Here is a 12,681-nt window from a genome sequence, read left to right as displayed (position 1 = left end):
TGAGTCAGCTCCCTTGCAGCGGTTTGGCGTCCTGGAAGAAGTAATCCTTCCACGAATCCGGTTTGTTTTTGATTGCGCCGACACGGTAGAGAAATTCGGCCAGCGGGTAGGTATTTTTCGGCGTGACGCTGAATTCGAACTGCGGGTTGTCGATGATTTTCAGCAACGCGGCGCGGTCGATTTTCGCCTTGGTGACGCGGATGTAAGTGTCCGCTGCGGCGCCTTTATCGTTCTGGGCAAAGGTGGCAGCTTCGGTCAGGGCGTCGATGAAGGCTTTGTAGGTTTTCGGGTTTTCGTTGCGGAATTTCTCGGTGGCGAACAACACGGTTGGCGAGTTCGGGCCGAGCAGGTCATAGGTGTTCAGCACCACGTGCACGTTCTTGTTTTCCAGTGCCTGATCCTGGAACGGCGGGTTGGAGAAGTGCCCGGTCAGCTCGGTTCCGCCAGCGACCAGCGCTGCCGTGGCATCAGGGTGCGGAACGGCGATGGTGTACTTGTCGAGGCGATTGAACTCCTTGTCGCCCCACTGCTTGGCCGCCGCGTATTGCAGGAAGCGCGACTGCACGGAAACGCCCACCGCCGGCACCGCGATGCGGTCCTTCTCGGTGAAATCGGCGATGGTTTTGACCTTCGGATTATTGCTCACCAGGTAGTACGGGAAGTTACCCAGGGAGGCCACGGCCTTGACGTTCTGCTTGCCGTGGGTGCGGTCCCAGATTGTCAGCAGCGGGCCGACGCCGGCGCCGGCAATATCGATGGAACCGGAGAGCAACGCATCGTTGACCGCTGCGCCACCGGAGAGCTGGGTCCAGTCGACCTTGATGTCGATGCCTTCCTGCTTGCCGTACTTCTCGATCAGGTTTTGATCGCGCACAACGTTGAGCAGCAGATAGACGATGCCGAACTGTTCGGCGATGCGGATTTCACCTTCGGCGTGGGCCACGGTCGGCGCCACCAGGCTGCCGGCGATCAGGCTGAAACCCAGGCCAATGGCCGCGGCCAGCGGTGCAAAGGGAAGACGTTTGGACATGATCAGATCTCCGACAAATCAGAAAGGCGCGTCGCCCTGGATGGTGGTGCGATACAACTTGCGGCGCAGGTAGCTTGGGCAACCGGCGGCAAGGTGGATCAGCGAACGGTTGTCCCAGAACACCAGGTCATGGGGCTGCCACTGATGGCGGTAGATGTTTTCCGGCAACACGCTGTGGGCGTAGAGTTCGGCCAGCAGTTGCTGGCTCTCGTCCTCCGGCAAGCCAACGATGCGGGTTGTGAAACCCTCGCTGACGAACAACGCCTTGCGGCCGTTTTCCGGGTGAGTTCGCACCACCGGATGAATGACTTCGGCGACTTGAGCGAGTTGCTCCGGTGTCAGGGTCGGACGCCAGTTGCCTTCGAATTTTGTCTCGCTGTAACGCGCCGTGTAGGAGTGCGCCGCCGAACGACCTTCGACCGCCTTGCGCAACGCTTCGGGCAGGCTGTCCCAGGCTTTGTGCATGTCGGCGAACAGGGTGTCGCCACCTTCGGATGGCAGCTCCTGGGCATGCAGCATCGAGCCCAGGCTCGGCAGTTCCTTGTAGGAGAGATCGGAGTGCCAGAACTTGCCGGCATCGCCCAGGCCGATGTTCTGGCCGTTCTCAACGATGTTGGAAACGATGAGGATTTCCGGGTGCCCCGCCAGCAGGAACTGCTTGAGCACATGGATCTGCAACACACCAAAACGACGGCTGAAATCGATTTGCTGTTGGGGGGTAATGCGTTGGTCGCGGAACACCACCACGTGATGATCCAGGTGCGCGCGGTGAATGCGGGCGAAGTCCCGGTCATTGATCGGGCGGGACAAATCGAGGCCGATGATTTCGGCGCCCACCGCACCGCTGAACGGGCGGATTTCGAATGCTTGCGGCGCGATGGTCACGGCGCTTGGGGTAGCACTAGCTGAAGACATAAATCACTCCCACGCACGGCACGCTCAAGGGCGCGCGCGTCGATCAGAAACTCACGGAGGTCCCGTGTTGGTTCGTGTCGTGCGGCGCGCCGATTGGTCGGCAGGTACGCAGGGGTGTGACTTTATAGATATAAGAACAGGAATTTAAATACCGTTAGCGAATAACCATATGGCGTATTTCGCCTATGCTGCTGACAGCATGACGCGATTCAATTCCGAGGGATGCTCCATGTTCTACGTGCAACGCAATACAGAAGGGCAACTGATGCGCGTCGAAGCCGAAGCCTACGCCGAGTCCACGGAAACGCTGCCGGCCGATCACCCGGACTTGCAAGCCTGGTTCGCCAATGAGGTCATGGCCACCAGCCTCAAACAACTCAAGCAGATTAAACAGCTCAAGCAACTCAAGCAGAGCGACCTGGAAATGATCCGGGTACTCGACGACTTGATCGAGGTGCTGATCAGCAAAGGCGTGATCCTGGTGACCGACCTGCCGTCGCCTGCGCAGGCCAAACTGATGGACCGGACCCAGGCCCGGGAGGCATTGGGTGGGTTGAGTCATTTGGTTGATGATGATGAGGAAGGGTATATCTGATCCGATGGATCTTCAGCGTCGGTACTGGCGCCTTCGCGAGCAGGCTCGCTCCCACAGTTGATCGGTGTGGACGCAGGATTTGTGTGCAACATAGATCCATCGTGGGAGCGAGCCTGCTCGCGAAGGCGGCATCAAGAACAACGCAACACGGCCTACTGCCAAGGCCTGGGCTCACCCACCAACCGCCCCTGCACCCCATACACACCCATCTCGCGAATCACCGCCAGCTCGCCCTCGGTTTCCACTTGCTCGGCAATCAACGGCAAGTCGATGCTATGGGCTGCGCGCTGGATGGCTTCAATAAACAGGCGCTTGTCGCTCTCCTGATCGATCGCACGGATATAGCTGCCGTCGATCTTCAAATAAGCCAAGCCGAGCCGCGCCAGGTTGCCGATCATGCTGAAGCGCCCGCCAAAATGCTGCAGGCTCAACGAGAATCCGAGTCCGCGCAAATGCCGCGTCAGGTCTTCGAGCATGACTTGCTCCGACAATTGTTCTTCACCAATTTCCAGCGTCAGCCGCGGCCCCAGATGGGAATGCGAACGCAACAGTTCGAAGAGCACATTCAACGCCTGCGGATCTTCCAGGGTGGCCGAGGACAGGTTCAGCGCCAGCGATGCTTCGTGATCGGCCATCTGCTCCAGCACCAGTTCCAACATCAGGCGATCCAGCCGCGCGGTCCAGCCAAACCGCTGCAACCACGGCAGGAAGCGCCCGGCCGGAATGCTCTGGCCCTGATCGTCAATCAGTCGTGACAATACTTTATGGTGCAGCACCAATTGCGTGTCCTGACTGGCCACCACCGGCTGGAAGTACAGTTTGAATCGCCGCTGATTCAGCGCCTGATCCAGCAGGTTATGCCAGGCATGGTGATCATCGCCGACACCCGCCAGGGCGCTGTGGTCCAGGCAGACCCAATTCGAATCAGCCTGGCTTTCGGCCTGCGCCAACGCCTGATCCGCCAGCCCGATCACCGCTTGCGGCGCGTCGCCATGAACAAAGGGTGCCAATCCGATCGCGGCGACCGAAGCCACGTCGGTGGCGCCAGTCGCATGCAGGCTGGCCAGGGCCGTGTCGAGGTGCTGTGCCAATTGCAGTGCTTCTTCGCGCATCAGTCCCGGCGCCAGCACAGCGAACTCGCCGCCACGAATGCGCGTGACGAGGTTTTGCGTTGCCGGATAGCGGGCGCACTCACGCGACAGCTGCTCGCCGACCGCCTGCAACAACGCGTCCGTGCGTTGACCGCCCAATCGCTGGTTGAGACCGGCCAGGTCCTGAACCCGCAATAACAGTAAGTAACCGGAGCTGGCCTGCTCAGGGTTGCTCACCCGCGCGTTCAATTGCATCTCGAAATAGCGGCGGTTGGCCAACCCGGTGAGGTTGTCCTGATAAGACTCGACCCGCAGCTTTTCACTGCGCTCGGCCTGTTCCTGGAATAGCGCCTTGAGCTTCTCGACCATCTGGTTCATGGCCTGCACCACGCGCCGCAGTTCCGGCGTACGCGGCAGCTGCGGCAGGCTGAGGAACTCACGTCGGGCGATGGCGTGGGACTGCTGGACCATGTAATCGAGTGGCTTCAATTGCCGACGCAACAACAAGGCCCCCAACACCGCGCTGACCACGCCGCAGATGAGCAACCACACCAGACTGCCCAGCGCGCTTTGCCACAGCTTGGCCAACGCGAACATCGGGTGGCTGACCACCTCGACCCGCGCTGCCTGCTCCCACCCGCGACTGACGATCGCATCGCCACCGGCAGGCTCCAGGCCAATTAGCCTGACGAACCAGCCCGGCACCTGGGTGTCCGCCGGGATGCCACTGCGCTCGACCAGCGTCTTGTCATTGGACAGATCGACCACTCGGATGCTCGCGTAGTAACCACTGTCGAAGATCGAACTGACCAGCAATTCGGTCATCGCCGGGTCGTCGATATTCGGCGTCAGGGACAGCGCCAGCGCCGTCGCGGCATCCTGGGCATGGGAGCGCAACTGGTTGACATACTGGGTGCGCGAGCTCTCCAGACTGACCATGAAGCTGCCGGTAAAGGCGACGACCAGGAACAGACAGATTGCGATCAACAGCTGTTTGAACAAGGACATCTGTGGGCATGCTCCTAGTGAGTCGTATCGACCGGGAATCCTTCGGCCTGCATTTTCTTCAGCAGATCCTGCCACCGGGACAGGCGCTTGGTGTCACCGACCTTCTGGTTACCCTTGGTACCCGGCAACCACAGCCCTTCTGCATTGAAAGCGTAGACCGGCAGCAGATCCGTACGTTGGCTGGCCGGCTGGATGAGATCCGTCAGGCTGTCGAGCACCAGCGGCATGGCATTCGGGCTGGCGTAGTAAGTCAACACCATGTGCGCGCGATTCAGGCGCAACGCCTTGACGTAGGTAATGCGCAACTTGTCGCTGGCCACGCCCAGATGTCGCAAGCTGAAGTACTTGGCAATAGCGTAGTCCTCGCAATCGCCGGCGCCTTTCCACAAGGCTTCGATCGGGGTTTCCCAATAATCGACCTGGTGCCAGAGGTCGATGTCTTCGACGTAGCGCATCCGCTGGTTGAAGAACCGGTTGACCAGGTTGAGCTGTTCCAGCTCGCTGACCTGTTTCTGGGTGCCGAGCAACTGTTGCCAATCATCAATACGCTGCTGACCTTCGCCCAAAGGTCCGTACAATGCCTGCGCCCGGCGGCTGATCAGGGAAAAATCCCAATCGGCCAGCACACTGCCCAGCATCACGCCAGCCAGCAGCAACGCGCCGCACAGCCAGCGCAACATCCGGGAAATCGGGAAACGTACCGCCAATGCGAGGCATCCAGGGTGGGCAGGTGAAGTCGGATGATGGTGTAGGTTAGCTCGTTAAAAAACAATGGCACGGTGAGATCACCGATGGCGCGCTAAACTTAGGAAAAGGCGCCCTGCCACGGGTTTGACAAGCCTTCAGGCAGTCACTAGTGTCAGTTGGATCCAAAAACAACTTAGTCAATCAGGGTGCTTAGTAGTGACACAAAAGCCCAACCCTCTCAGCAGTATCAAGGTTGACGGGCCGATTCCCGCGCATCTGGCGCGCTCGGTGATCGAAGAAACGTTGCGTTCGGCCATTCTCGATGGCCGCTTGCCTTGCGGTATTGCACTGCGCCAGCAAGACCTGGCTGATCTGTTTGGTGTCAGCCGCATGCCGGTGCGCGAGGCTTTGCGTCAGCTCGAAGCCCAGTCGTTGCTCAATGTGGTTGCCCATAAAGGCGCTGTGGTCGCGCCGCTGGTCCAGGGCGATGCCACGGAGACCTACGCGCTGCGGATCCTGCTGGAATCCGAAGCGTTGCGCCTGTCGGTCCCGCTGCTGGAGGACTCGGACCTGGAGCAGTCAGCCCGCTATATCGATGAGCTGGAAACCGAGCACGACTACACCGAAATCGGCCGACTCAATCGCCTCTTCCATATGTCGCTGTACTGCAAGGCACCCAATAAACGACTGCTGAAACTGGTCGAAGACGGGCTGAACGAGGAAGAACGCTTCCTGCGCTTCAACCTGGAAGCCATGGGCCTGGGCAAACTGTCCCAGGAAGATCACCGGGCGCTGTTGCATGCAGCCGAAAACCGGGACGTCGAAGGCACGGTGAAGCTGCTCGAACATCACCTCAATCGGGGAGTCGAGGTGATTACCCGCTACCTCAACAGCCCTGAAGCCCAAAGCAGAAACACCCAGAAGTGAAACTCTCCAGCCTGTGGCGAACGCTCTCGCCACAGGCTCAATGCGCTGCTTAAAGCAGAACAATCCGCTTACAAAATTCCCTCCTCTGCCTACCTCCCCGATTCCGGGTTCCCGGTGATGGCGGCTGCCTTGAATTACGCTCACTCTTGGGGTGCCGACAACCAATGAACGGGAGCGCACCACCCTGGTGGCGCAGTCCCCGCACCAAGAACCTACGGAAGGAGCCTTGTCACGGGAACGGATGAATGGGCGTAACTCCGGCCCACTTCCACCCCCTCAAACCATCTCAACGAACTCAATTAGAAAGTTGCTTCGAGTGAGGCATTCACTCTTTACAAAAATTCTGACTTATATAAGCCGGAAGGAGTAACTACACCCAAATAAAACTCAAATTAAAAGTTTTATTGGAACTTATCGCATTCGAAAAAGTTAAACTTTTAAATGTCAACAAAATAACTTGCCCAACACTTTATTTGTGTACTAGCTTTTCCACGCCGCCAATGAATAGCGGCCGACCAGTCCACCAGCCTTGTTCTGAAAGCAACTAACACAGATCAATTCGTCTGAGGCGCCCGCTCGCCAAAAGAACGCGTGATCGCACAACCAGCGATTGATTACATCTGATACTTGATCATTCAAGGGCCTGTTCATGAAACCAACTAAAGAACGTCTCGAACAAAAGAAAGCGGAACTAAGTGCACACCCGATTTTCGCCGAAATCCATTCACTGCCGATCTTGCAACGTTTCATGGAAACCCATGTATTCGCCGTGTGGGATTTCATGTCACTGACCAAGCGCTTGCAGCAGGAACTGACCTGCACGCAACTGCCCTGGCTGCCACCGCGGGATCCGCAGGCGGCGCGCCTGATCAATGAGATCGTGCTGGGTGAAGAGTCCGATGACCGCCCTGCCCAGGGTCACTACAGCCATTTCGAGTTGTACCTGGATGCCATGCGTGAAGTCGGCGCCAATACTGCCGCCGTCGAACGCTTCGTGGCGCTACAGCAGGAAGGCGTGAGCTACGACGTGGCGCTGCAAAGCGTAGATGTCGACCCGGCGGCAGCGCGATTCGTACGCCATACGCTGCACACCGCGCTGAATGCGCCGGGCCACAGTGTCGCGGCGGCGTTTCTGCACGGTCGTGAAAGTGTGATCCCACAGATGTTCCAGCGCATTCTCGATGACTGGGGCATCGGAATCGAACAGGCCCCGACCTTTCGCTACTACCTCGAACGGCACATCGAAGTCGATTCCGAAGACCACGGTCCGGCAGCGGAAAAACTGCTTGATCGGCTGGTCGATGGCAACCCGCAACGGGAAGACGACGTGTATGCCAGTGCCATCGCCGCCGTGGAAAGTCGCATCGCCCTGTGGGATGGCCTGCGCCTGAGCATGCGCGAACCCTTGGCGGAGATGAATGCATGAACGCCGCCGACTACCTGTCATTCGCCGACGCCTGGGAGAGTCGTGCCACCATCCGCACCCGCCCGCGGCGTGTGCTGGAGAACGATGACAAATTGATCTATCCCTTGAGCCGCCAGCCGCTGGTGCTCAGCGAAACCTTTCTGCGCGAATGCCCGCAACAACGCGACTTTGCCCTGGTGCAAACGCTGTACAAATTCATCAACGACGTGGTGATTTTCGAAACCGAAATCGTCGACAAGACCGCCCGCAGCATCGCCAAGAATCGCTTCGATGTGGCGTTCCCGTTTGCCTGTCGCTACGACGCCATGACCGTGGTCGTGGACGAGGATTACCACGCGCTGGTGGCCATGGATTTCATGCAGCAGACCGTCGCCATGACCGGCATCATGCCCATCGATCTGCCCGACGAAATCGAGCTGAGCCGAGCGATTCCGGCGGCCATTGCACTGGCACCGCAACACCTGCGCGGTGCCGTGGAATTGATCTGCGTGGCCATCGCCGAAAACACCGTGACGGGCGATGTCGCGGCGTTCGCCAAGGACGACACGGTCAAGCAATCGATCAAAGGTTTGATGGCCGACCACTTGCTCGACGAAGGCCGCCACTCCGGCTTCTGGTCGCGGATGGTGCGTATCTATTGGCACACCGCGAGTGAAGACGACCGCCAGCGCATCGCGCACATCCTGCCGGTGTTCATCGGCCATTACCTGACCAACGACATCCAGAAGTCCTTCGACTTCCGCTTGATCGACGCCTTGCCGATCAGCGATGCCGCACGCCTTGCCCTCAAGCGAGAGGTGTCGGGGCTGGCCTTCCCCATCAATCGCCATCATCCGCTGGTGGCGAACATCGTGCGGTTCTTTCGCAGCAGTTCACTGCTCGACTCGCCGTGCGTGCAAAGCGCCCTGAGCGACTACCTGATTTGACGAGGAGCACATCATGAGACGTCTCGACATTCTGCTCATTGGACGAAGCCAGGCCTTGACTGACCTGGGGCTGGAACTCGAACAACAAGGTCATGCACTGACACGGATGACGGCGCTCGATGATCGGGCGCCGGTTCACGCGGATCTCGTGATTGAGGATGCCAGCCTGCCGATTGAACGGCTCGGCGGTGCGCCCCGGCTAACTCTGCAACTGGGCATCGGGCTGCCGGGCACATCCGGCCTCCCGTCGTTGGACTTGCTGTGCCTGCACGATTCGGTGCTGCTCACTCGCGTGCCGATTGCCGATGAATGCTCAGGCAACGGTCAGGCACTGCGTCTTCGCGCAGTGGCGGAACTGGTGGATCAGGTGGCCCTGTTGGTCAGTCGTTATTCCCGGGACGCCGAGTATTTTCTGCACGCCGAACCGACGCCCCTCGTTCAATTCGGGAAAATTGAAAACCTGCTGTTCCTCGACGGCCTGGCCTTCGTCCATCAGCGCAATGCCACCGCCGAACCCCGGCTGCTGAAACTCGCCAGGGTTCCGGTGATCGAGCAGCTGGAACAGCGGTTCATTCAGTGCGCCGAACGACCGGCATTGAACGTTGGAGGCACGACCCTCGACTATCGCCAGTTGCATGCCTTGAGCCGCGCCGTTCAACAGCGATTGCAACCTTTGCTCGATCAGCATGACGGTCCGTTAGTGGTCGGAGTCTGCCTGCCCAAATGCAGCGCGTTGTATGCGGGGATTCTGGCGGTTCTGGGCAGCGGCGCGGTGTACTTGCCATTGGAGCCGAGCCATCCGCTGCAACGCCAGCAGTACATCCTGTCGAACGCGGGCGCCGTGTTGCTGCTGCATGACGGGCAACATCCGCTCACGTCTGAAATGCCCGGCCTGGATATCACAGCTATCGACGTCGAAGAGGTGTCTCTGGATCTGCCGCTGATGCGCCAGCGACCCGATCTCGACGCACCGTGCATGGCGCTCTATACCTCGGGCACCACCGGCCACCCCAAAGGCGTACTGCTCAGTCAGGCCAACCTCGCCCACTTCACGGCGTGGTACGCCGACTATGTCCAACTGACCGAACAGAGTCGGGCACTGCAATTTTCTTCGCTGAGTTTCGACTCGTCGCTGATCGATATTTTTCCGACCCTGCTGCAGGGTGCCCAACTGATCGTGCCCAGCGACGACCAGCGCCGCGACCCGTTGCAACTGGTGGAGCTGATTCGTCATCAACAGCTGAGCCACGCTTTTTTGCCGCCCGCACTGCTGAGCATTCTGCCGCTGGAACAACTGCGCAACGTCGATTACATCATGACCGGCGGCGATGTCTGCGAGCCGTGGGTCATCGAGCAACTGAGCCGTCTGGGCAAGCTCTACAACCTCTATGGCCCCACTGAAGCCACGGTGCTGATTACCGCGCGGCAACTGCAGGCCGGCGATCACAATCGGACGTTGGGTAACCCGATTGCCAACAGCCAGGTGCTGATTCTCGATGAGGATCTTCAACCGGTGGTCGAGCGGACTGTTGGCGAGCTGTACATCGCCGGACCGGGTGTGTGCCTGGGTTACCTGAACAACCCACAACAAACCGCCGAACGCTATTTGAACCTGACACTGCCTGACGGCCAAAGCCTGCGCGTCTACCGCACCGGCGATATGGCCAAGTGGACTGGCGACGGCATCGAGTTGTGCGGCCGGCGCGACAACCAGGTGAAGATTCGCGGCTTTCGCGTCGAGCCGGAAGAAATCGAGCGCTGCCTGCGCGACAGCCAGCTGTATCGGCAGGTGGCAGTGGTGATCGACAGCCAGCGGCGGATCCTGGCGTTCCTCGCCCACCCTCAGGAAAACGAGCCTGGGGCCGCTCGTGAAGCGCTGAAGGCCCACGCCATGCAGTACCTGCCGGATTACATGCAGCCCGGTGCTTGGACTGAGCTGGCGAGCCTGCCGTACGCCAGCAATGGCAAGGTCGATCGCAAGGCACTGTTGGCGTTGCCGGTCAGCTTCAGCGAAAGCGTCGCGTTGCGTTCGCCTGTCAACACGGATGAATCGCTGCTGCTGGAGATCTGGGCCGAGCTGCTGGAGCTGCCGGCCCACGATATTTCCACCGATGAAAGCTTTTTCAATCTGGGCGGTCATTCGATCCTGCTGTCACGCATGCTCCTGCGCTTGCGCGAAGTGTTCGGCCGGAGCATTTCGATCAACCGCTTCATCGAACTGCCCACCATCGCCAAACTGGCGACATTGGTACGCGGCTCCGGCAGCGAAGAAGTCCTGAGCGCACAGGCCATGGCCGATGCCTCCCGCGAACTTCAGGTGCAACCACTACCCACCAGTCGCATGGGCGATGTGCACAAGGTGGTCGTCACCGGCGCCAACAGCTTTGTCGGTGTTCACATCGTCGAAGCGCTGTTGGCCTGGGGTGCCACCGAAGTCGCCTGCCTGGTCCGTGATGGCATCGGGCAAACGGCTGCCGAACGCTTCGCCCAGGCACTGCGAGAGAACCGGCTGGAGCATCTGGACTTGAGTCGGGTGCGGGTTTATGCGGCAGACATCACGCGCCCGCAACTGGGGCTGGACGACGCCATCTACGAGCGCCTTGACCGAGAGTTCGGCGCACTGGTGCACAACGCTGCCAACGTCAATCACGTACTCGATTATGAGTCACTGGCACGGGACAACGTCGAACCCATCTTCGAGTGCCTGCGGTTGTGCGAAGGACGCAGCAAAAAGATTTTCAACTTCGTCTCGACACTCTCGGCTTCCAGCACGATTTCCGCCGATGGCCGGGTGCTCGAACTGCCCGCCGCGCAGACCCCACCGATCTACATCAAGAACGGCTACAACCTGTCCAAGTGGGTGGCCGAGCGAATCCTCGAGCGTGCGCGGGAACGCGGTGTACGGGTCAATCTTTATCGCCCCGGCAACATCAGCTTCAACAGCCTCACGGGCGTGTGTCAGCCGCACAAGAACCGATTGATGCTGATGCTCAAGGGCTCGATTCAGCTCGGTCAGGTGCCGGAGTTCACGCTGAATTTCGACCTGATGCCGGTGGATTTCCTTGCCCGCTTCATCGCCTTCCACGCCAGCCGTTATCAGCCGGAAAAAGCGGTGTTCAACCTGCACAACCCCGAGCCCCTGAGCTGGGAACGTTATGTGGCGTCCTTTCGTGAAGCCGGTCGGGAGTTTTCCCTGGTCAGCGTCACGGACTGGCAGCAGCAATTGGGTCGGGTCGACAGCGACAACGCGTTGTTCGGCGTGCTGGGCTTCTACCTCAACGGCTTCGAGGAAGACATCGGCGACATCTCGATGATTGGTCACGACAACGCTCAGGCCGGTGTGCGGCAGATGGGCGCGCGCTATCCGGAAAAATCCTCGGCGTTGCTGCGACGCGGCTGCGACTACCTCAAAGAAATCAATTTCATCTGATTCATCCCAACCAACGGAGTAAAACCATGAGCACTCTGCGACCCGATACCCTGATCAAAAATCCACAAGGCTGCCACGTCGTGTCCTCAGTGGAAGTACCCGCCGATGCCGCGCAGGTCTGGGCTGTGGTCGGCAACTTTGCCGGCTTCGACCGATTCATCCCGGCGCTGTCACACATCGAGATCACCGGCGAGGGTGTGTCGTCCCTGCGCAAGAAATTCTTCAAGGACGGCAACCTGGTGGTCGAACAACTCAACTCTCGCGACGATCAGTCCCTGAGCATGACCTGGACCACAATCTACAACACTTTGGGTGTGGCCAATTTGTGGGCGGCGATGCAGGTCAAACCAGTGGGTCCCGGCAAAGCCGTCGCAACCTGGACCATCATCGCCGAACCGGCGCAGGGCGATGCCGAAGCCCTGCCGGGGTTCAAGGATTTCGTGCAGGGGTTTGCCGATGATGCGATGAGTAATGTGTTGAAGATGTTTGCTTAGGCTGTCGTCAAGCGGTGACTGTTGCACCGCTTTCGCGAGCAATTTTTGCATTCCCAGAACGACAAAACCCCTGTCTGCGCAAGCAGACAGGGGTTTTGGAATTTAATCTTGACGATGACCTACTCTCACATGGGGAAACCCCACACTACCAT

At 59.3% G+C, this 12,681-nt stretch carries 10 protein-coding genes; 6 read left to right on the top strand and 4 right to left on the bottom strand.

Annotated elements, in window-relative coordinates; all coding sequences use genetic code 11:
- Nucleotides 1–4: 4 nt before the first annotated feature.
- Nucleotides 5–1,030 (bottom strand): ABC transporter substrate-binding protein, encoded by a 1,026-nt coding sequence (locus tag HNQ83_RS05565; RefSeq protein WP_175388025.1) that lies wholly within the window; start codon nucleotides 1,028–1,030, stop codon nucleotides 5–7.
- Between the two features lie 18 nt (nucleotides 1,031–1,048).
- Nucleotides 1,049–1,945 (bottom strand): TauD/TfdA family dioxygenase, encoded by an 897-nt coding sequence (locus HNQ83_RS05560; RefSeq protein WP_175388024.1) that lies wholly within the window; start codon nucleotides 1,943–1,945, stop codon nucleotides 1,049–1,051.
- Between the two features lie 229 nt (nucleotides 1,946–2,174).
- On the opposite strand from HNQ83_RS05560, the gene HNQ83_RS05555 reads away from it, so the two are divergent.
- Nucleotides 2,175–2,540, top strand: a complete 366-nt coding sequence (locus HNQ83_RS05555) for a tryptophan synthase subunit beta (protein WP_175388023.1) — start codon at nucleotides 2,175–2,177, stop codon at nucleotides 2,538–2,540.
- A gap of 152 nt (nucleotides 2,541–2,692) precedes the next feature.
- Here HNQ83_RS05555 and lapD read toward each other — a convergent pair whose 3' ends face one another.
- Nucleotides 2,693–4,639 carry a cyclic di-GMP receptor LapD gene (gene lapD / locus HNQ83_RS05550; RefSeq protein WP_175388022.1) on the bottom strand — a complete coding sequence of 649 codons (1,947 nt, stop codon included), beginning with the start codon at nucleotides 4,637–4,639 and terminating at the stop codon, nucleotides 2,693–2,695.
- Nucleotides 4,640–4,653: 14 nt separating this feature from the next.
- Nucleotides 4,654–5,346: a cysteine protease LapG gene (gene lapG / locus HNQ83_RS05545; protein ID WP_175388021.1), complete on the bottom strand. Its 693-nt coding sequence runs from the start codon at nucleotides 5,344–5,346 to the stop codon at nucleotides 4,654–4,656.
- A 196-nt stretch (nucleotides 5,347–5,542) separates the two neighbouring features.
- On the opposite strand from lapG, the gene HNQ83_RS05540 reads away from it, so the two are divergent.
- The 5 genes from HNQ83_RS05540 to HNQ83_RS05520 all read left to right on the top strand — a co-directional run bounded on the left by HNQ83_RS05540 (nucleotide 5,543) and on the right by HNQ83_RS05520 (nucleotide 12,529).
- Nucleotides 5,543–6,253 (top strand): FCD domain-containing protein, encoded by a 711-nt coding sequence (locus tag HNQ83_RS05540; protein ID WP_175388020.1) that lies wholly within the window; start codon nucleotides 5,543–5,545, stop codon nucleotides 6,251–6,253.
- Between the two features lie 649 nt (nucleotides 6,254–6,902).
- Nucleotides 6,903–7,679, top strand: a complete 777-nt coding sequence (locus HNQ83_RS05535) for a DUF3050 domain-containing protein (RefSeq protein ID WP_175388019.1) — start codon at nucleotides 6,903–6,905, stop codon at nucleotides 7,677–7,679.
- Nucleotides 7,676–8,605 (top strand): diiron oxygenase, encoded by a 930-nt coding sequence (locus HNQ83_RS05530; protein WP_175388018.1) that lies wholly within the window; start codon nucleotides 7,676–7,678, stop codon nucleotides 8,603–8,605. The genes HNQ83_RS05535 and HNQ83_RS05530 overlap by 4 nt, the downstream gene beginning before the upstream one ends.
- Nucleotides 8,606–8,618: 13 nt before the next feature.
- On the top strand, nucleotides 8,619–12,035 hold the full coding sequence (locus tag HNQ83_RS05525; protein ID WP_175388017.1) for a non-ribosomal peptide synthetase: 3,417 nt from the start codon (nucleotides 8,619–8,621) through the stop codon (nucleotides 12,033–12,035).
- Nucleotides 12,036–12,061: 26 nt separating this feature from the next.
- On the top strand, nucleotides 12,062–12,529 hold the full coding sequence (locus tag HNQ83_RS05520; RefSeq protein ID WP_175388016.1) for an SRPBCC family protein: 468 nt from the start codon (nucleotides 12,062–12,064) through the stop codon (nucleotides 12,527–12,529).
- The last annotated feature ends 152 nt before the right edge of the window (nucleotides 12,530–12,681 follow it).

The sequence above is a fragment of the Pseudomonas sp. C2B4 genome, from assembly GCF_013359695.1.
Classification (GTDB): Bacteria; Pseudomonadota; Gammaproteobacteria; order Pseudomonadales; family Pseudomonadaceae; genus Aquipseudomonas.
The sequence above is the reverse complement of the archived record's forward strand: the minus strand, read 5'-3'. Positions and strand labels throughout refer to the sequence as shown.

Coding starts and splice junctions, on each gene's coding strand:
- HNQ83_RS05565 (WP_175388025.1), bottom strand. CDS start 1,030: ATGTCCAAACGTCTTCCCTTTGCACCGCTGGCCGCGGCCATTGGCCTG.
- HNQ83_RS05560 (WP_175388024.1), bottom strand. CDS start 1,945: ATGTCTTCAGCTAGTGCTACCCCAAGCGCCGTGACCATCGCGCCGCAA.
- HNQ83_RS05555 (WP_175388023.1), top strand. CDS start 2,175: ATGTTCTACGTGCAACGCAATACAGAAGGGCAACTGATGCGCGTCGAA.
- lapD (WP_175388022.1), bottom strand. CDS start 4,639: ATGTCCTTGTTCAAACAGCTGTTGATCGCAATCTGTCTGTTCCTGGTC.
- HNQ83_RS05535 (WP_175388019.1), top strand. CDS start 6,903: ATGAAACCAACTAAAGAACGTCTCGAACAAAAGAAAGCGGAACTAAGT.
- HNQ83_RS05530 (WP_175388018.1), top strand. CDS start 7,676: ATGAACGCCGCCGACTACCTGTCATTCGCCGACGCCTGGGAGAGTCGT.
- HNQ83_RS05525 (WP_175388017.1), top strand. CDS start 8,619: ATGAGACGTCTCGACATTCTGCTCATTGGACGAAGCCAGGCCTTGACT.
- HNQ83_RS05520 (WP_175388016.1), top strand. CDS start 12,062: ATGAGCACTCTGCGACCCGATACCCTGATCAAAAATCCACAAGGCTGC.